Raw genomic sequence first — 18,265 nt, 5'->3', positions numbered from 1 at the left:
AAAGCAATGAAGCTGGAAAAAGGCGTTTTTATGTCAAATTCTGGTGCTAGGATAAAAGCTAAATAACGTCGTAAAGCTTGGAATAAAAATCAGAGGTATCCTGATTTTGTTCCAAGCTTTTCTGGTAGTATGAGAGGATGTCGTCAATTATCAGGACAACGGGCTGGATAATTGACAAAAACAATATCAACTCCACTCTTACCTCATAAACAGGAACGACCGGATTTTAGTTTGATTGGGAATCATGAGAACCAACCAATTTAATGAAGAAACCTTCTGAAATAAATCAGTGACTTTCCTCAACAGAAAATAGCTGCAGCTTACAGCTTTTCATATTTATGAAAGAATAAAATTCGCGGGCAGCAGGGTTGTTTCCACCAGCAGTTTCGCCATTTTTTGCATCTTCCGCAGTTTCCCATTCAACCAAATCAACCCAAGTATCCCCATCTCGAAGTACTTTCCAGGAAATAAATCCTTTTTGCTTCGACAACACTTCGTCGTTGCAGCTTTTTGAAGCAAGTAGAAAATCTTCTATTGATACATTTTCTTTAAGCGTGTACGTGATAAACCAAATAGCCTTAGACATGGTAAAATTCCTCATTTCTAAATTTTATTTTGTTTTGCTATTTGAGTATATCAAGGGAAATGTGACAGCAGTGTGTCACATTATAAATATTTTTGTGAAATCATTTTTGCTTCATTTTTTATGGTGGCACGAATATGCTCTGGCTCTAATACCTCCGCATAACGGCCAAAAGATAAAATAAACCCATACAGCCAGTTATCCTCTGGCCAGAAGACTGTTACAATGAAGCTGCCATCCGACTGTTTTTCAATCATGCTCTCATGAAAATCATCAAATACTCGGAAGGCTCTTTCTGGTTCTATCCGAAGCTTGATTCTGACCAGATTCGGTTCTTTCTGGTTGAGAGAACCAGATTTAGTTGATAGTAGCAGGGAATCCCGCGCAGTAAAGCTTTGGTCAGTGACAACCAGATTTTTGATTCGGCCTATTTTGAATAACCGTATGTCCTGCTTCGTTAGAGAGAAGCCCTTTAGATACCAGGCTTTAGATTTGAACCAAACTTGTATAGGCTCTACACGGCGAAAGGTTTTCTTTCCTTCTTGATTGTAGTAATCAAATTCAACAATTCGTCGTTGAACGATTGCTGTTTTAAAGTCATTGAAAAAATCATTTTCATGGCTCCAGCCTGAAAAATCCACTTCCATCCAGTTTGTTATGGTTTTGTTGAATAGTGTAGATAATTTTTGCAGTACTTGGTTAGTATCTTCTGTTTTAATACTTGATAAACCGTATAATGCAGATAAAATCTCTGTTTGCTCGCCTTCGTTCAATAATGATTTGTTCAGCACAAAGTTAGGCAAAAGGCTGATACCGCCCCCCTTTCCCCTTTTCGTATAGACAGGAATTCCTGCTGTGCTCAAAGCGTCTATGTCACGGCAAATAGTTCGTCTTGAAACACCAAAGTATTCAGTCAATTCTCTTGCTGAGACACTTTTCCTATCCAAAAGGATATAAACTATTTCGAATAGCCTGTTGATCTGCATACTTATCACCTGAAATCATTTTTTTATTCGTTAAATATACTATATCATAAGAGATTGTGACGAAGCTCCTCCATGGGAAGTGAAATTGCAGGAACAGAAGGGTTTTGTCTTGAGACTTGACAGTAGGTACGCTTATCATCGAACTAAGCCATTGTTTTAGCTGAGCTTCTTCAATCGTGGGAAATCTTCAAAATAAATGCAAAAAGGCAACATGAAAGGGAAAGAGTCTGGGACATAAACTGAGGTGCCCTACAAATGTTAGACAAGAAAATCTAATGATTATGGGGTATTTTTATGTCAAAATAGTCAAGTGAATTCAAATTGGAAGTCGTAACAGAATACCAAAAAGAAAAACTATCTTATGAAGAATTAACTTAAAAATATGGGATTCCTTCACCAACACCCATTAAAGGATGGACAAGATTGGTTGAAGTTCAAGGAAAAGCCGCCTTGATGAAACGTAAACGCCAACATTTTTCTGATAAACAAAAGCTGACTGTAGTAGACTATACAGAGTTGATGCGGAATATGCTAAACTTGGAGAAACAATAGCAAATGCAGGGGATGATTTTTCCTCCTCATCTGCGATGGCTATTTATACAAACATGTTGACGAAATCAACGAAACTAACGGAGCTTTATTTGCAGTTAGGCCAATAATAAGACTCTATTTAGAGCGAACCATTACTGGAGGCTATTCTTTTGTGTCTGGGCGCTTAACTAAAAGCTTGTTGTCTTCAAAAAAATCCTAGCAGGAAATTTTCCTGTTAGGATTTTTTGTTATTTATCTTTGCTTATCCCCTGTCGCCATTTGACTAATCAGATTTTGAAGAAAAGCCAACTGTTGAAAAGCGTGCTTCAATTATTTCTGTACATCTAAATTAAAATTAATGAGTTGAAAAAACTAACCAATGAGTTTCACTCGTTCTACGTCTAAAAAATGCTGCAAGTTTAGTACAAGCCCGCCCAAAAGAGTTGCTTTGTCATTTAAAGAGGAATTTCTGACAATGACTTTATTTGAAAAACGGTTTTTCAAGCTGCCTTTTAATTGCTGAATCATATCAGGGATTTCACGATAAAGGGAGCTGTTCAGCACGATAACTTCAGGGTCATAGTGGGCAATTAAGTTATTAATGCCTATGCTTAAATACTGGCAGTTTTCTTTAACAACCTGAACAGCATCAGGGTCGTTATTCTGGTAATATTCCCGAAGAATGACGGAATTGACGTAGTCCATTGATTTAATTTGTGCAAATTTTTCAAAACAAACTTTATTGGCTGCATACATTTCTAGACAGCCATGATTTCCGCAAGGGCATTTCTCCCCATTCATAACTACAATTTGGTGACCTATTTCACCGGCAAACCCATGAGAGCCCACTTGTAGTACGCCGTTTTGAACAATCCCGGCACCAATCCCACTATGCATGTTTATGCTGATTAGACTGGAAGAATCGGAAGTAAAGGTGTATTCGCCCAAAGCAGATAAATTCGCTTCGTTTTCTAGATAAACGGGATAATCACTTAGCTCTTCCGCAATTTGCCGAAAAGAAATTTGTTCTAAATTATGATGAGGGGTAAAAATGATATCGCCATTGTAAACTGGTCCGTGAATGGCAAGGACGACGCCGATAACCCCGTAATTGGTCTTGGGTAATATTTCGTTAAATGAAGTGAAGATTTCCGCAAAATATTTTTTTATGGTCTCTTCATCCAAGGTAATTGGTTTCTTTTGAAAAATGCTGACTTCTTCTCCGTCAAGATAGGTTAGTAGCGCATTAATATAATTATAGCCAACATCAATCGAAATTGACAGACCAGCTTTACCGTTGTACTTCAAGATGATTGGTTTACGGCCTCCCGCGTTGCTGGATGAACCGATTCCTGTTTCCAGCACTAAATAATCCTCAATCAATTTTTTTACAATGACAGAAACAGTTGCCTTTGTAAGGCCTGTCATTGTGGCTAAATCTGCTCGAGAAAGATTTCGGTTGTTCATAATAAGCTCGAGACACAAGGATTCATTAGGTGTACGTCGGGTGTAATGTAAATTTTCCATCGAAAAAACACCTCCTATTAATTTGTTTGTTATATATACTTAATACAGTATACATATAATTCGTGCAGCTTACTAGTTTTTTTGTATTTCCTAGTTTGTTTGTAAAATGAACATACTATGTTGAGAATTAAAATATAAAAACTATAATTTCACTAAATAAATCTTTTTTAAATGTAAAAAGAGACTTGACTAATATAGGATAAACGGTTAACATGATGGCGTTGAATTGGTTTGTAAAAAGAACAAACTAATGTGAATGTCATTTTATTTTTAGGAGGAAGAAATAATGAGCTATTTTCCACGCGTAGAAAAAATTAAATATGAAGGTCCCAAAACAACGAATCCATTTGCTTTTCGTCACTACAATCCAGAGGAAATAGTTGCTGGTAAATCAATGAAAGAGCATTTACGTTTTGCTGTTGCATACTGGCATACGATGACACAAGATGGCAGTGATCCTTTTGGATTACCAACAAATCAGCGAACATGGATTGCTTCTACTGAAATGGAAACTTCACGAAATCGAGTAACTGCATTTTTTGAAATTTTAGAAAAATTGGGTGTAGAGTATTTTTGTTTTCATGATGTTGATATTGCTCCAGAAGGAGACAGCTTAGAAGAATTCTATAAGAACTTAGATGAAATTACGGATTTGATTAAGGAACAAATGGATCGGACAGGAATCAAACTGTTATGGAACACCGCAAATATGTTCAGTCATCCAAGGTATGTCAATGGAGCGGCATCAGCTAACCATGCAGATGTATTCGCTTATGCCGCTGCACAAGTGAAAAAAGGGCTGGATATTTCGAAAAAACTAAATGGCGAGAACTATGTATTCTGGGGCGGACGTGAAGGCTATGAAACCTTATTGAATACAGATATGGCATTTGAGCAAGACAATATTGCACGTTTGTTCAAAATGGCCATTGCGTATGGCGAAAAAATTGGGCATAAGCCGCAGTTCCTAATTGAACCAAAACCCAAAGAGCCTAGCAAACATCAATATGATTTTGATGCAGCAACTGCCCTGCAATTCATCCAAAAGTATGGATTGGAAGGTGAATTCAAGCTAAATCTGGAAGCCAATCATGCAACGTTAGCTGGTCATACATTTGAGCATGAAATTGAAGTTGCCCGAACCAACAACGCGTTAGGTTCGCTGGATGCCAACCAAGGAGATGTTCTACTAGGTTGGGATACGGATGAATTTCCAACAAATGTGTATGATGTGACATTAGCTATGTACGGTGTTTTGGAAAATGGCGGAATTGCTCCAGGCGGAATTAATTTTGATTCAAAAGTACGCCGTTCAAGTTTTGAAATGGAAGATCTATTCTTGGCTCATATTGCAGGTATGGATACTTTTGCACGAGGCTTGAAGGCTGCAGCGAAATTAAAAGAAGATCGTTTCTTTGATGACTTGAAGGAAAAACGATATGCGACCTTTAAAGAAGGAATTGGGGCATCGATTGTTGCTGATAAGGAAAACTTAGAAAGCTTGACGGAATATGCGTTGAAACTAAAGGAAATTAAACTGGAATCAAGCCATATTGAGTACGTGAAATCTTGTCTGAATGATTATTTAGTGTAAAAGATAAAAGTTCTCTACAATTGGCTGCAAAGTTATAAAGGGAGCTTGAGTTAGTTTTTGATAGGAATATTAAATTGTTTGGATTGTAGAGAGTTTTTCTTTTGTGAAGTAACTAAAAATGATAGGAATGGAGCTGCCGATGAAAATGCAAAATCCTATTAACACAGGGGGGGCTGCCAATAAAGAGGACGTAACAGTCTTTTCATTAGGCTCTGAAGGTCCTGATGTAGGTGTGATGAGTGTAATTGAGTCGCAAGGAAAATCTGGAAAGATTCTTCATTATGGATTTGATTATACCGATACATGGCTAAAGGGCGTTGATAATGGTCGAATCACTGCTATTGTTGATTAAGAGGCCTACCAATTTGGTTATCAAGTAATTTAAAATTTAGTTAAATCGATTGATGGGAGAAAAACTTGATCAACCATTCCAATTGATGTGAAATATGTTCAGGCAGTAGACCTGCAGAGTTAGGTAAATGAAAAAGTAAGGTGAAAACCTATTTAGTAGAGGACTTAGCAAAAGAAAGTACCGATGAATCTGAAAAATAAAAAATTATAGCTTAGCTTTTGGGGATGAACAAGTTGCTTATCTCCCATCAGCTATCTTAAGAAGAGGTGAAAAGATGGCTTATGTTTTAGGGCTTGATTTAGGAACAAGTGCGCTTAAAGGATTAGTAGTTGATAAACAAGGACGAGTAGTAGCTGAAGCAACAGCGTCTTATCCATTAGCTACTCCGCAAATCGGATATAGCGAGCAAAACCCTATTCACTGGACTGAAGCAGCTGATAAGGTTGTAAAAGAACTGCTGGCAGTAATTCCTGACATGAAAGATTTATTAGAAGGGATTAGCTTTTCAGGACAAATGCATAGTTTAGTGCTGCTTGATGAGGAAAATGAGCCGTTGCGTCCGGCAATTTTATGGAATGATGTCCGCACGACAAAGCAATGTAAAGAAATTACAGAAACAATGGGAGACGTTATCCTCGCCCATACAAAAAATATTGCTTTGGAAGGATTTACACTGCCAAAAATTTTGTGGGTGCAGGAAAATGAACCGGAGATTTGGACACAGACGAAACAAATTCAGCTACCCAAGGATTATTTGCGTTTTTGGCTTACAGGTGACTACAATATGGACTATTCTGATGCGGCTGGCACATTATTATTGAATCAAGAAAGTCAACAGTGGGATACAGAGATTTTAGAGCAATGGAACATCCCTATTTCGATTCTTCCAGCACTTGTTGAGTCTGCAGAGGTTGTAGGTCTTCTAAAACAAGATTTAAAAGAACGTTATGGATTTACTAAGGACATCAAGATTATTGCTGGAGGAGCAGATAATGCTTGTGCTGCGGTAGGCGCTGGTATTGTCAATGAAAAAATTGGTCTATGCTCCATCGGTACAAGTGGTGTGTTCCTTAAATATGAGGATGGAGTGGACAAGGATTATCAGGGGAAATTACATGTATTCCATCATGCGATAAAAAATGCTGCCTATTCAATGGGGGTTACTTTAGCAGCGGGAAACAGTTTGGATTGGTTCAAGAAGACGTTTGCGCAGAATCAGTCCTTTGACACGCTGTTAGCAGAGATTGATACGGTACCAGCTGGAAGTGACGGGCTGCTCTTTTCACCTTACATTGTTGGAGAGCGTACCCCATATAGTGACAGTCAAATTCGCGGAAGCTTTATTGGTATGGATACGCATCACCAACTGAAGCACTTTAGTCGAAGTGTTTTAGAGGGGATTACGTTTTCGCTAAAAGACTCCCAGCAAATGATGGAGGAAGTAACTACCGAAAGGCTGGAGAGAATCGTCTCCGTAGGCGGGGGTGCAAAAAATGAGAATTGGCTGCAAATGCAGGCTGATATTTTTAATACACCCATCGTTACTTTAACGACAGAGCAGGGACCTGGCTTAGGGGCGGCTATGTTGGCAGCAGTTGGCTGTCAATGGTATTCAGATTTGAATGAATGTGCGAGTCAATTTGTCACGTATAAAGAAGTAGTTCAGCCTCAAAGAGAACAAGCAGCAGCATACAAAAAAGTGTATGCACGCTATCAAATGGTATATAACGCAACAAAAGATATTTGCCATGACTATTTTTCTACGCTTGATTAATTAGAAGATAAAGCAGGAAAAAAATTTATAACGGTTTTCATGTATTTTTAAAATCAAAAAAGGGGCCTTAGTCACTTCGATTAATAATTGGAGTAGCTAAGCGCCCTTTCTATATTCGATTCATAAAGTATTAATACTGTGAGTCAATGAATTGAATTCTGTAATCAGCCATTGGGTCACTATTACTGTCAAAGAAACGAACAGCTATTTTTATGATATAGTAAGTGTATCTGGAAAACGATGGAGGAAGCGAATGAATAATAATGATAGATTACTGCGTCTGAGATATGCATTGGACATGAAGGATGCAGATATAGTAAAAGCTTTTGAACTAGGTGGATTAGTTGTTTCTAAAGAAGAAGTGAAAGAAATGCTGACTAAAGAAAACAACCAGCAGCATGAAGAACACGATGATTTTGAAAAGAATATCTATGTCAAAACGATTAATAATCAAGTACTGGATACGTTTTTGAATGGATTTATTACTTTAAAACGTGGTGAGCCTAAGAATGGAAAAGCTGATACCCCACAATTAAAAAGCAATGAAATTCGCCACATTAATAATATTCTTTTGAAAAAAGTGAAGATTGCCTTAGCCTTGACCAGCGACGACCTGTTGGATATTTTAGCTGAAGCTGGTGTCTATCCTTCAAAAGGAGAAATGAGTGCTATTTTGAGAAAAGAAGGGCATCGCAATTTTAAGCCTTGCGGAGATAAATATGCGCGTAATTTTTTGAAAGGCTTAGGCTTACGTTATCGTAAATCCTAGCATAAATAAGTAAGCTGTTTAGCAACATGATAGGTATAGAAAGTTGAGAAAACGCAGTCTACTTAAGAACCAAGAAGATCAATCATCATGAATCGGTGATTGGTCTTTTTGTCATTAATAGGCAGAGAATGTGGTCTACCACTTTAGGTTGAAAGTTAGCAGATTACGTGATACTCTGTGTGAGTATTAATTTTCACAAAAAATAACATATATTTGAAAATGTTATTTAATCTTATGAAATTAATAATGAAAAGCAACAAAATTTTGTGTATCTATATTATAGAGGAGCTATTAAGCAAGATAGTTAAAAATGAATGATTAATTAGGAGAAAGGCTATTTATGGTTAATCAAACGAAAAATGAAAAAGAAAACACAACTGATTTAGAAATAAAAAGGATAAGAAAGAGTGTTTTTTATAAAATTGTCGGGCTAATTTTGGTGATTATTGTAGGAATTGGAGTGAAAGTATATATGGATGAAAAAAAGTTTAATGATGAAATGATGAGAATAGTAAATAGTGATGGAGCGAAAAAGGTGTATGAACAAACTATTAAAAATAGAGATTCTCTAGCATTTACAAAAGGAGGTATAATCCAGAATTATAAAATAGATTATGATTCTGTTGAACATAATCCAATGGGGGGGATTATGTTGGATTTGACTGTAAATGAAGATCCTGCACTTACAGTCGGAATAATTCTAAATAAAAAATCTGATGGAACTTTGCATAGTGGTGTAGTTGTAATTTCCTCTAAGTTATCTAATATTTTGGAAGATGAGAATGCTAATGGAAATTAAATTTTCAGATGAACAGCGCCAAGAAATTGCAGAATTTCAGTATAAAAAATTAAAAACAAGCGGCGATGGATTATCGGCCTCTGAAGAAGCTTATTTAGACAGTCAGCGTGTATTGGCAGTTGTGAATGGGGTTTATCAGTTAGTGGAACAAGCGATTCAAGATTTGTCTGTAGAGTACAAAAAAGAAATAGGTGAAATTGAAAAGCTATGGGAAGAGACGCTTGCGGCTGCCCGTGACGTAGGAGCACATTTAGAAGAGAATGAAATTCTTTCTGCTTTAATGTCAGGAGGATGTACAAAAGAGACACTGGTTGTTCAACCAATTGCAGAGCTGGAAAGTACCTTTGCAGAAATTGCAGCAATTGGTGCGGACTTTGTTTCATTAGTGAATCAGATTAAATCAAGCGTGGCACAGCAATTAGCGACGGATAAAGAATTAGCTGAGCAGGTGGGCATTTTATGACAGAGGAACAAGTGAAACGAAATTTGACAAGTGAGTTAGATGAAATGGAATCCGACTTTGAAAAAAATCGGCAAATATATCAGAGGAAACGGGAAAAATTAGAAGAGCAATTATTGGAAATAGGAAGAGAGGAAAAATGACAAAAGAAATAGTTGATATAGAAGCACTGGCGAAAAAGATGATGAAGCAAATAGAAAAAATGATTATTCAATCTTCTATCGCAAGTACAGCACATGCAAAAGTGAAAACGAAAAAAGAAAAATTAAAACAAAGTACTAAAGATACCTTGACTGTGACTAAAGGAAGTTTGGATGGTGTAGGGAGTGATTTATCTAGTTCGCTAAAAGGTTCATGGGGAACCCAAGCGAAGGAAAGCTTAACACGCAACAGTGAAAAATTGAAAACATTCTAGATGATCGATAGGGAGAAGCCTATATTGTTAGAGATAAGAAACTACTTAAAAATCTAATCTTGGAAAATTTTGCGAGTATAGGTCAGTAGATATCAGTATTTGTGGATTCAATAGATAAAGAATATAAAGCTAGCAAAAAACATCATGGATTAGAAAAGAAGAGGAGCAGAAATTTATGGATACCAATGAAAGCTTAGCACTAAAAGTAATTAATGAGTCTTTGAAGCTACCTGTTGTCAAAGTGAATCGTTCAGAATTTTTAGTGAAAATATTTGATGGAAAAATTGAAGATACAAACCAACTTATTGAAAAAGGTCCACAATATTTTTTATCAAAAGATCAATTAGAACATGTTGCAAATAATCGAATCCATTCCATAACGGCTCAATCCAGTGCGATATCATTTGCTACAGGAATCCCAGGTGGTCTAGCAATGGCAGCGACCATTCCCGCTGATATCGCTCAGTTTTATGGCTACTCCTTAAAACTTGCACAAGAAATTTCATATATTTATGGTTATGATAATATCTGGAATCAGCAAGGAGAACTAACCGAGGAAGCTAAAAATACACTAATATTATATTTAGGTATTATGTTAGGTGTGACCTCTGCAGGTTCTGTTGTTAGAGTTCTATCAGGTAAGCTTTCAGTACAAGCATTGAAAAAAATACCTCAGAAAGCTTTAACTAAGACATTTTATTATCCTATCATAAAAAAAATTCTTGCAGTTTTTGGAACCAAATTAACAAAAGCAAGCTTCGCAAAAGGCATTTCTAAAACAATTCCTATTATGGGTGGAGTAGTATCTGGAGGATTGAACTATTTTTCCATGAAGCCTATGGCAACAAGACTTAAAAATGAGTTGGCGAAAGGTTTAGATTATTCAGAGGAAGAGTTGAAAAAAGACTTGGAAATTCTAAATGTCGAAGAAATGTCAATTAATGATGTTGACTTGTCAAAGAATCATAGTAAAAATGAGAATCTGATTGAACAAATAGAAAAGGCACATGAGTTGCTGAAACAAGAATTTATTACAGAGGAAGAATTTGTATTGCTAAAAAAGAATATACTTTCGAAGTAATTTGTTAGATAACCATCAACATTGAAAAAAAGAGTCGTATTTTAGATAAATGATATATCCTAGTTAGATTTATTTATAATATATTAGTTAAGAAATTTAAATGAAGCTAAACGAGCAAAGCAGCGGGCAAAAATTACCCGCTGAATTAGATCCTTAGTATAGAATCTATTTAAACCAATAATTCATCCAGACAAGAAATAGTACTGCCTTTACTTTCATAATAACGTATCATTTCGTCAATTTTCCTTTTATCGTAGCTGGTAATGCAGTCTGACAAAATCGTGACGCCATAGTCTGCTTTGCGCAGGTTATAACAGGTCGATTTAACACAAGCGACAGCATCTGCTCCTGTCAGGTAGAATTCGTTGATTTCATTAACATTAATAAAGTCTGCAAATTCTTCGCTAGTCAATGCGTTGCCCTTATATTTGGTAAAAACATTTTCCGATACAATTTTCAAGTCTGGAGCTAATTCAGCACCCTGAGTATTGGTTTTAAAGGTTCTTGTCCCTGCTGATAAATTTTCATGCCTGATATAGATGACATGCATATTACTGTCAACGGCCCAATCAATCGCTGTATTAATGTTATCGATGATATCCTTGTAATTTTTTGTTATATCATTTTGAATGTCGATAATTACTAATGCTTTGTTTTTCATAATGTCTCCTCCTAATTGTCTATAACTTCCACATAAAATAAAATTTTGTAGGGTATATAATGTTTGATTTGTTTACTCCTTTATTATACGAGGAGATTGTTGACATCAGTATGGCAACAATCTATACTGACTAAAAAGAAATTTTGAAAGGCGGCCATCCAATGAAGGTAGACAGGCTCGTTAGTATTATTATGATACTGCTAGATAAAAAGCGTATAGGTGCAAAAGAACTGGCTAACAGGTTTGAGGTTTCGACCCGCACGATTTACCGCGATATAGACTCCATCAACATGGCAGGGGTTCCTGTTCGTTCAACATCGGGAGTAGGCGGCGGCTTTGAAATCATGGAGAATTACAAGCTGGATAAAAAGGTCTTTTCAACGGATGAGCTTTCTGCTCTCGTGATGGGGCTTTCCAGTCTGTCCAATATGATGTGGGGGGATGAACTGGTACATGCCCTTGCAAAAGTCAAAAGTTTTATCCCGGCTGATAAAGCAAAAGATATTGAGTTAAAGTCCAATCAGTTATCTATAGATTTAAGCCCATGGATGGGCAACAAGAACATACAGTCATATTTAGAAATAATCAAAGCAGCTTTAAAAGAAAACAGACTGCTCTCTTTTGACTATGCAGATCGCTACGGAAATGAGACGACTCGAACCGCTGAGCCCTATCAGTTGGTATTGAAAAATAGTCATTGGTATTGGCAGGGATACTGCTATCAAAGAAAGGATTTTCGCTTATTCAGGTTATCCCGTATGTCAAGCTTGAACATGCAGGAAGCAATTTTTTCACCGCGGGAATATCAAAGTGCACAGTTGGATTTTACAGATATTCTGGCGACCATGCAGACAGAAATCACTATTCGAATCCATAAGTCCATCATGGATAGTGTCCTTGATTATTGTACCTATGAACAGTTTTTACCAGACGGTGATGAGCATTATCTTGTCCGCTTTCCTTTCATAGAAAATAACTATTACTACAGTATCCTTCTTAGCTTGGGGAATAAATGCGAATGTTTAGAGCCGGTGTCTATTCGCAAAGAAATCAAGCGCAGAATACATGAGATGGCGTCAATGTACGAAAGCTAAGTAATGGAGGGCAAGAAAGAGGGCAAGAAAAAGGTAAACAGGTTTTATCCAGCTATGATGAAGTGGAAGGAAGTACGGACCGAGGCTTTTTTTAGTGCTGAATAGTCTAAGTGCTTAATGAGATTACCAGAACCTCAGATATTCAACAGAGTTTATTTATTGACAGAGTTATTTTCCCATGTTAATCTGTTCAACATCATAAGAACAAAAAAATTGGAGGGAATCGACATGACATTCAGCAAAAATTTTGCAGTTAAATCTTGCTGTTGTTGTATGGTGCTAAAAAGCAGCATACCGCTTTGTCATGCCTGTTAACTGCCCAATTTTCGCTTATTTTTGATACTCGGAGTAGGAGTTTAGCCTCTTCTGGTGTCAGTCTAACGGAATTTCAAGGTGCTGATTAATAGTCAGCGCCTTTTTTTGTTTTTCAAAAATTTGTCAAAGGAGCCTACAATGATTATTAATTCTATCCAAGCGGCTATTGGTCATACGCCGTTATTGCGCTTCACACATCACGATTTTCCTGAAATCCCTGAAGGGTCTGCGGTTTATTCTAAGCTGGAATATTTGAATCCCGGCGGCAGTATTAAAGACCGGTTAGGTGCTTATCTAATCAATGAAGGATTGACCAGCAGAAAGATAACTAGAGAGACAACGATTATCGAACCTACTGCCGGCAACACAGGTATCGGAATTGCTTTGGCAGCTTTAGCTGTTGGTTTGCCAACAATTTTTGTCGTACCAGAGAAGTTTAGTCTAGAGAAACAAGCCTTAATGCAGGCTTTGGGAGCCAAAATTATTCATACACCTACTGAGGCAGGGATTACAGGTGCGATTGCCAAAGCGAGAGAGCTTCAGGAGGAACTGCCAGACAGCTATTTACCGCTTCAGTTTGAAAATCCTGCCAATCCTCAAGCCTATTATCAATCGCTTGCTCCAGAAATAACCGCTGATGTCGGAGCGGAAATCACCAGTTTTGTAGCGGGAATCGGCAGCGGTGGGACGTTTAGCGGGGTTGCCCGTTACTTTTTAGAAAGAAATGCAGCCGTTCGTTTAATTGGTGTAGAGCCAGAAGGTTCTATTTTGAATGGTGGAGCTAGTCATAGCCATGAAATTGAAGGTATTGGCGTAGAGTTCATGCCGACTTTTCTGGAAGGACTGCCCATTACCAAATATGCAACTATCAGTGATTCAGAAGGATTTGCTATGACAAAAAGACTAGCAAAAGAACACGGACTTTTAGTGGGAAGCTCTTCAGGAGCCGCAATGCAGGCAGCGTTAGCAGAAGTAGCACAGCTGCCGGCCGGCAGTCAGGTTGTGACGATTTTTCCTGATGGGGGCGACCGTTATTTATCTAAAAATATTTATTCACGGGAGGATTATTAATATGCATATCAATACGAAGCTGATTCATGGCGGAATTTCAGAAGATAAAACGACTGGAGCGGTTAGCGTACCTATCTATCAGACCTCCACCTACAAGCAAAATGGGGTTGGACAACCGAAGGAATATGAGTATTCCCGCTCGGGCAATCCAACCCGTCATGCCTTGGAGGAATTAATTGCAGATTTGGAGGGTGGTGTGCAGGGCTTTGCTTTTAGCTCTGGTTTAGCAGGAATCCATGCAGTCTTGTCCTTGTTTTCTCCAGGAGATCATCTGCTTATGGGTGATGATGTTTATGGCGGCACTTTCCGTATTTTTGAGAAAGTGTTCGTCAAAAATGGATTAGAATATACAATTATTGATACCAGTGACTTAGCAGCTATTGAAGAGAATATACAGCCAAACACCAAGGGCCTCTACTTGGAATCCCCAAGCAATCCGCTGTTAAAGATTACTGATATTAAGGCTGCTGCGGCCCTTGCTAAAAAGCAGAATTTATTAGTCATGGTGGATAATACCTTTGCAACTCCTTATTTCCAGCAGCCTTTAGCATTAGGGGCAGATATTGTGATTCACAGTGGAACAAAATATCTTGGCGGACACAGTGATGTTGTCTCTGGTTTAGTGACAACGAATGATTCTCAGCTTGCACAAGAGCTTGCTTTTTTACAGAATGCGATTGGAGCTGTTCTAGGTCCGCAGGATAGTTGGCTGATGCAGCGGGGAATTAAAACGTTGGGTGTACGGATGGAAGAACATCAGCGTAATGCATTAGCTGTGGCGGAATTCTTGGAAAGCCATCCTGCTGTCGCTAAAGTTTATTATCCTGGATTAACCAGCCATAAAGGACATGAATTGGCAGAAAAACAAATGAGTGGTTTTAGCGGCATGGTCTCTTTTGAACTAGAGAACGAGAGCGCTGCGGTACCATTTGTAGAGGCTCTGCAGCTATTCACTTTAGCCGAGAGCTTGGGCGGTGTGGAAAGTCTGGTAGAGGTTCCATCTGTTATGACCCATGCGTCTATTCCAAAAGAAAAAAGGGAAGCAGCAGGAATTAGGGATGGTTTAATCCGTTTATCGGTAGGGCTTGAATATGTAGAGGATTTGCTAACTGATCTGAAACTAGGACTTGCAAAGGCTGGTGTTTAGGTATGGGTTTGGAGTTTATGCCGATTTTTGAAGAGTGGGCAGCAGATTATGATGATGAGGTCAATGGCGGTAATCTAGAGTATCAGGAAGTGTTTGCCGACTATTGGAAAATATTGGATGAAATCACCGCAGCTGCTGGAGATGTTGTGTTAGAGTTTGGAAGCGGTACTGGCAATTTGACGGAAAAATTAGTCGCTGCTGGAAAGACTGTGTATCCAGTAGAACCTTCTGTGGAAATGCGCAAGCTTGCTAAAAGAAAGGCAAGCCTTCAAAAGTTGAATTTCTTAGCAGGGGATATGGAAAACTTTCCTGAACTACCGGAAGCGGTGGATACGATTGTTTCAAATTTAGTGTTTCATCATTTGACTGCTGCTGAAAAAACAAGGGCACTTGAGCGTTACAGTCAGCTGCTGCCGAATGATGGGAAAATCATATTCGGTGATACGATGTTTCTATCTCAGGACACTTATGCTAAAATATTGGAAGAGAAAAAGGCCTTGGGGGAGCACCAGCTTGCAGCAGATTTGGAGCGGGAGTATTATCCGTTACTATCAGACCTGGAAGAGAGCTTCACTAGGAACGGCTTTCGGACGATGTATCGGCAAATGAATCGCTTTATTTGGCTGGTCATCGCAAAAAAATGAGCGGAGGAAGAACAATATGAGAATGAATGTTGAAAGCTTTAACTTGGATCATACGAAGGTTAAGGCACCTTATATCCGTGTAGCGGATAAAAAAACAGGGGCTAATGGAGATTTGATTGTAAAATATGATGTTCGCTTGAAGCAGCCGAATAAAGAGCACATGGAAATGGCGGCGCTGCATTCATTGGAACACTTAACCGCAGAATTAATCCGCAATCACGCAGATTATATTGTGGACTGGTCGCCAATGGGCTGTCAAACCGGCTTTTACTTAACTGTATTAAACCATGACAACATTGATGAAGTTATGGAGGTTTTAGAAAAAACGATGAAGGATGTCCTACAGGCAACTGAAGTTCCGGCAAGTAATCCGGTTCAATGCGGCTGGGCAGATAGTCATACGCTAGAAGGCGCCCAAGCACTAGCGCAAGAATTTCTGGACCAGCGTGCAGAATGGGGCAACGTTTTTGCAGATTAGTGTTGGCAGTAAAAAAGTTAGTTGTCAGATTTTGTTTCAATAAGAAATGAAAAACAGTTAGGCACTTTGTAGCAATCTTCAAAAGTTAGACCAAAAATCTAACCTTTGGGGGTTGCTTCACTTTTGCCTAGCTTTTTTGTTGCTTTCTTAAAGGATATCTCTTTTCTTTTTGAGATATATTACGAGGTTGCAACAGAAATCGTTAGCTTCAAGCACCAGGTAGGTACTTTTCAGCATCTGTTCTACTTACATAGTAAATAATCACAGTGATTCAAAGCACCAAGTAGGTACTTTTCAGCATCTGCTCTACTTACGTAGTAAGTAATCACAGTGGTTCAAAGCAATAAGCAGGAAATTACGAAAATGACAGTCAACATGAAGGTAAACCATTCGATGTTGATGGCTTCCTACCTGGTGCGCCACAAATGTTTGCTAAATTCTGACTTATTGCCGAAGCAGCTGCTCCTGCGGTTACTCGTCGCAATTCAGTGCTTTGTGAGTGCTCCTGCGGTTACTCGTCGCATTTCAGTGCCCGTATGTGTGACTGTCTCACTGTTTATTCGGTTTTAAACATATTAAAAGTTTGAGAATTTAGTTAGGTTCCAGATTCATTACTATGTTCCTATACCTCTTAGAGCTTAGCTTCTTACTATTTAGCTTGACGTTTTTCCCATTTTGAGTGTTATTTGTATATAGGATTTGATAATTTCCTCCTTGAGTATCATCTGGAAGCTGGCTTTCTTACATGCTATACTTTCTTAAAATGAACAAAAAGGAGAAGAATTGTTGGGAGAGAAACACAAAAGGAAATGGAGAATAACGATTCTCGGGTTGTTGGTGTTGCTTTTATTGAGCGGTTGTACAGAAGACCGTGTGAAAGCAATCAATATAAAAAATACAGAAGTCTTCACTATAGGAGAAGAGGACGTAAATAAAGAATTGGAAACCAGTAATCAGACATTTTCAAATTACCAGTTTGAAGGGCTAATCTTCAGGAAGACTTATGGATGGGCTGACGATTCGTTTATATTGCGGCTGACTAAAAACTACCGCGATGAAATTTACGAGTACAATACAGCAAGTAGAAAATTTACACACATTACTGATTTGTCCTTGGCCTCAAATGAAATCCAAGCGGATTTACGTATTGGCGATTATTTGTATTTGATTGTTGCTAAGGAAATTAGAAAATCGAGTACAGGATATGGTGTTTTTAATTATTTACTTATGACTATTAACAGTAAAACCAAGCATGTTGAGACCAGAGAGATTGCGACTCTACATGAGGCTCCGCTTTTTAGAAGTATCGGATTTCAGATTAAAGAAGGTATCTTAGGGATTCGTTATGGGGAGGCGTACATAGATGAGATGGACTATATTTCTTTGGACCTAGTTATTAGTAAAGAAGAACAGGCGCAAATTGAATTGGAGAAAGAAAAAGAAAATGAGATTTTCGAAAATTCTTTTGAAGTAAAGCTGGGAAATTCATATATGGATATAAGTGAATTAGGTAAAGAAGAGTGGGATCGGATTGAAGGATATCTTTGGAAAGACTCATACTTACTATATATTCCACAAAAGCTGGAAAGAGAACCGGGAATCCCGGATGATGAAGAAAGTGAGTCTGTGTATCAAGGGCAATACTATATCTATAATTATCGAACGAAAGAGAGACTGAGAGTCGCTTACCTGAGTTTGGACAATCGAGAAGTTGTCAAGATGACGGATAATTTTATTATGATTACGCCGGAAGATGGCGACCGACGCTTGATTCGGCTTCGTGAAGAGGAAGGGAAAGTTCTCAAAGAACAAATTGAAATTCCAGGAACAGAGGATGTTCGTTATGTGAAAATGCTGACTACGAGAGCTGGGAAAACACTTGTTTTAGTGAATTTAGGAGACAGTACAAATGGGAATCTCCTAATAATGCAGGAGAATTGAAGGGGCATTTTACTGTGCAATCCTCCGAAAAGTAACTGCTGCC

At 38.1% G+C, this 18,265-nt stretch carries 20 protein-coding genes; 16 read left to right on the top strand and 4 right to left on the bottom strand.

Translation table 11 applies throughout. From position 1 onward, the window contains the following. Positions 1 to 286: 286 nt before the first annotated feature. Positions 287 to 586, bottom strand: a complete 300-nt coding sequence (locus AC1Z3K_RS07390) for a hypothetical protein (protein ID WP_461732349.1) — start codon at positions 584 to 586, stop codon at positions 287 to 289. Between the two features lie 80 nt (positions 587 to 666). After that, on the bottom strand, positions 667 to 1,569 hold the full coding sequence (locus AC1Z3K_RS07385; protein ID WP_461732348.1) for a helix-turn-helix transcriptional regulator: 903 nt from the start codon (positions 1,567 to 1,569) through the stop codon (positions 667 to 669). Between the two features lie 423 nt (positions 1,570 to 1,992). Between AC1Z3K_RS07385 and AC1Z3K_RS07380 the strand changes: the two genes are divergently transcribed. Further along, positions 1,993 to 2,121 carry a hypothetical protein gene (locus AC1Z3K_RS07380; RefSeq protein WP_461732347.1) on the top strand — a complete coding sequence of 43 codons (129 nt, stop codon included), beginning with the start codon at positions 1,993 to 1,995 and terminating at the stop codon, positions 2,119 to 2,121. 351 nt (positions 2,122 to 2,472) lie between these two features. On the opposite strand, the gene AC1Z3K_RS07375 is transcribed toward AC1Z3K_RS07380, so the two are convergent. Next, on the bottom strand, positions 2,473 to 3,627 hold the full coding sequence (locus tag AC1Z3K_RS07375) for an ROK family protein (RefSeq protein ID WP_461732346.1): 1,155 nt from the start codon (positions 3,625 to 3,627) through the stop codon (positions 2,473 to 2,475). Between the two features lie 286 nt (positions 3,628 to 3,913). Here AC1Z3K_RS07375 and xylA point away from each other — a divergent pair, with 286 nt between their 5' ends. The 9 genes from xylA (at position 3,914) to AC1Z3K_RS07330 (ending at position 10,871) form a co-directional block, all read left to right on the top strand. Continuing rightward, positions 3,914 to 5,221, top strand: a complete 1,308-nt coding sequence (xylA, locus tag AC1Z3K_RS07370; protein WP_426084495.1) for a xylose isomerase — start codon at positions 3,914 to 3,916, stop codon at positions 5,219 to 5,221. Between the two features lie 118 nt (positions 5,222 to 5,339). Next, positions 5,340 to 5,573: a hypothetical protein gene (locus tag AC1Z3K_RS07365; protein WP_426084496.1), complete on the top strand. Its 234-nt coding sequence runs from the start codon at positions 5,340 to 5,342 to the stop codon at positions 5,571 to 5,573. Between the two features lie 274 nt (positions 5,574 to 5,847). Further along, positions 5,848 to 7,347: a xylulokinase gene (gene xylB / locus AC1Z3K_RS07360; RefSeq protein WP_461732345.1), complete on the top strand. Its 1,500-nt coding sequence runs from the start codon at positions 5,848 to 5,850 to the stop codon at positions 7,345 to 7,347. A 253-nt stretch (positions 7,348 to 7,600) separates the two neighbouring features. After that, positions 7,601 to 8,116: a YehS family protein gene (locus tag AC1Z3K_RS07355; RefSeq protein WP_461732344.1), complete on the top strand. Its 516-nt coding sequence runs from the start codon at positions 7,601 to 7,603 to the stop codon at positions 8,114 to 8,116. 340 nt (positions 8,117 to 8,456) lie between these two features. Next, positions 8,457 to 8,915, top strand: coding sequence for a DUF1310 family protein (locus tag AC1Z3K_RS07350; RefSeq protein WP_461732343.1), 459 nt, complete (start codon positions 8,457 to 8,459; stop codon positions 8,913 to 8,915). Next, complete coding sequence (locus tag AC1Z3K_RS07345; protein ID WP_461732342.1) at positions 8,905 to 9,378, top strand: hypothetical protein; 474 nt, start codon at positions 8,905 to 8,907, stop codon at positions 9,376 to 9,378. The genes AC1Z3K_RS07350 and AC1Z3K_RS07345 overlap by 11 nt, the downstream gene beginning before the upstream one ends. Further along, on the top strand, positions 9,375 to 9,518 hold the full coding sequence (locus AC1Z3K_RS07340) for a hypothetical protein (RefSeq protein ID WP_461732341.1): 144 nt from the start codon (positions 9,375 to 9,377) through the stop codon (positions 9,516 to 9,518). The genes AC1Z3K_RS07345 and AC1Z3K_RS07340 overlap by 4 nt, the downstream gene beginning before the upstream one ends. Continuing rightward, positions 9,515 to 9,790 (top strand): hypothetical protein, encoded by a 276-nt coding sequence (locus AC1Z3K_RS07335; RefSeq protein ID WP_461732340.1) that lies wholly within the window; start codon positions 9,515 to 9,517, stop codon positions 9,788 to 9,790. The genes AC1Z3K_RS07340 and AC1Z3K_RS07335 overlap by 4 nt, the downstream gene beginning before the upstream one ends. 175 nt (positions 9,791 to 9,965) lie before the next feature. After that, on the top strand, positions 9,966 to 10,871 hold the full coding sequence (locus AC1Z3K_RS07330) for a bacteriochlorophyll 4-vinyl reductase (protein WP_461732339.1): 906 nt from the start codon (positions 9,966 to 9,968) through the stop codon (positions 10,869 to 10,871). A gap of 169 nt (positions 10,872 to 11,040) precedes the next feature. Here the strand turns inward: AC1Z3K_RS07330 and AC1Z3K_RS07325 are convergent, their stop codons facing one another. Next, positions 11,041 to 11,532 (bottom strand): cysteine hydrolase family protein, encoded by a 492-nt coding sequence (locus tag AC1Z3K_RS07325; RefSeq protein WP_461732338.1) that lies wholly within the window; start codon positions 11,530 to 11,532, stop codon positions 11,041 to 11,043. 161 nt (positions 11,533 to 11,693) lie between these two features. Between AC1Z3K_RS07325 and AC1Z3K_RS07320 the strand changes: the two genes are divergently transcribed. The 6 genes from AC1Z3K_RS07320 to AC1Z3K_RS07295 all read left to right on the top strand — a co-directional run bounded on the left by AC1Z3K_RS07320 (position 11,694) and on the right by AC1Z3K_RS07295 (position 18,222). Beyond that, on the top strand, positions 11,694 to 12,626 hold the full coding sequence (locus AC1Z3K_RS07320) for a helix-turn-helix transcriptional regulator (protein ID WP_461732337.1): 933 nt from the start codon (positions 11,694 to 11,696) through the stop codon (positions 12,624 to 12,626). A gap of 453 nt (positions 12,627 to 13,079) precedes the next feature. Beyond that, entirely contained in the window at positions 13,080 to 14,012 is a 933-nt protein-coding gene (locus AC1Z3K_RS07315; protein ID WP_461732336.1) for a PLP-dependent cysteine synthase family protein, read from the top strand. Position 14,013: 1 nt separating this feature from the next. Further along, positions 14,014 to 15,159 (top strand): cystathionine gamma-synthase, encoded by a 1,146-nt coding sequence (locus AC1Z3K_RS07310; RefSeq protein ID WP_461732335.1) that lies wholly within the window; start codon positions 14,014 to 14,016, stop codon positions 15,157 to 15,159. A gap of 2 nt (positions 15,160 to 15,161) precedes the next feature. After that, the gene (locus tag AC1Z3K_RS07305) at positions 15,162 to 15,803 is read left to right on the top strand and encodes a class I SAM-dependent methyltransferase (RefSeq protein WP_461732334.1); all 642 of its coding nucleotides are present in this window, start codon (positions 15,162 to 15,164) and stop codon (positions 15,801 to 15,803) included. A 16-nt stretch (positions 15,804 to 15,819) separates the two neighbouring features. Beyond that, complete coding sequence (locus AC1Z3K_RS07300; RefSeq protein WP_426084509.1) at positions 15,820 to 16,281, top strand: S-ribosylhomocysteine lyase; 462 nt, start codon at positions 15,820 to 15,822, stop codon at positions 16,279 to 16,281. 786 nt (positions 16,282 to 17,067) lie between these two features. Then, on the top strand, positions 17,068 to 18,222 hold the full coding sequence (locus tag AC1Z3K_RS07295; RefSeq protein ID WP_461732333.1) for a hypothetical protein: 1,155 nt from the start codon (positions 17,068 to 17,070) through the stop codon (positions 18,220 to 18,222). Positions 18,223 to 18,265 lie beyond the last annotated feature (43 nt).

The organism is Enterococcus sp. LJL128 (assembly GCF_056924295.1).
This window is presented reverse-complemented; position numbering and strand designations above follow the sequence as displayed.

Coding starts and splice junctions, on each gene's coding strand:
- AC1Z3K_RS07305 (WP_461732334.1), top strand. CDS start 15,162: ATGGGTTTGGAGTTTATGCCGATTTTTGAAGAGTGGGCAGCAGATTAT.
- AC1Z3K_RS07310 (WP_461732335.1), top strand. CDS start 14,014: ATGCATATCAATACGAAGCTGATTCATGGCGGAATTTCAGAAGATAAA.
- AC1Z3K_RS07385 (WP_461732348.1), bottom strand. CDS start 1,569: ATGCAGATCAACAGGCTATTCGAAATAGTTTATATCCTTTTGGATAGG.
- AC1Z3K_RS07350 (WP_461732343.1), top strand. CDS start 8,457: ATGGTTAATCAAACGAAAAATGAAAAAGAAAACACAACTGATTTAGAA.
- AC1Z3K_RS07365 (WP_426084496.1), top strand. CDS start 5,340: ATGATAGGAATGGAGCTGCCGATGAAAATGCAAAATCCTATTAACACA.
- AC1Z3K_RS07315 (WP_461732336.1), top strand. CDS start 13,080: ATGATTATTAATTCTATCCAAGCGGCTATTGGTCATACGCCGTTATTG.
- AC1Z3K_RS07390 (WP_461732349.1), bottom strand. CDS start 586: ATGTCTAAGGCTATTTGGTTTATCACGTACACGCTTAAAGAAAATGTA.
- AC1Z3K_RS07330 (WP_461732339.1), top strand. CDS start 9,966: ATGGATACCAATGAAAGCTTAGCACTAAAAGTAATTAATGAGTCTTTG.
- xylA (WP_426084495.1), top strand. CDS start 3,914: ATGAGCTATTTTCCACGCGTAGAAAAAATTAAATATGAAGGTCCCAAA.
- AC1Z3K_RS07320 (WP_461732337.1), top strand. CDS start 11,694: ATGAAGGTAGACAGGCTCGTTAGTATTATTATGATACTGCTAGATAAA.
- AC1Z3K_RS07355 (WP_461732344.1), top strand. CDS start 7,601: ATGAATAATAATGATAGATTACTGCGTCTGAGATATGCATTGGACATG.
- AC1Z3K_RS07375 (WP_461732346.1), bottom strand. CDS start 3,627: ATGGAAAATTTACATTACACCCGACGTACACCTAATGAATCCTTGTGT.
- AC1Z3K_RS07300 (WP_426084509.1), top strand. CDS start 15,820: ATGAGAATGAATGTTGAAAGCTTTAACTTGGATCATACGAAGGTTAAG.
- AC1Z3K_RS07340 (WP_461732341.1), top strand. CDS start 9,375: ATGACAGAGGAACAAGTGAAACGAAATTTGACAAGTGAGTTAGATGAA.
- AC1Z3K_RS07325 (WP_461732338.1), bottom strand. CDS start 11,532: ATGAAAAACAAAGCATTAGTAATTATCGACATTCAAAATGATATAACA.
- xylB (WP_461732345.1), top strand. CDS start 5,848: ATGGCTTATGTTTTAGGGCTTGATTTAGGAACAAGTGCGCTTAAAGGA.
- AC1Z3K_RS07345 (WP_461732342.1), top strand. CDS start 8,905: ATGGAAATTAAATTTTCAGATGAACAGCGCCAAGAAATTGCAGAATTT.
- AC1Z3K_RS07335 (WP_461732340.1), top strand. CDS start 9,515: ATGACAAAAGAAATAGTTGATATAGAAGCACTGGCGAAAAAGATGATG.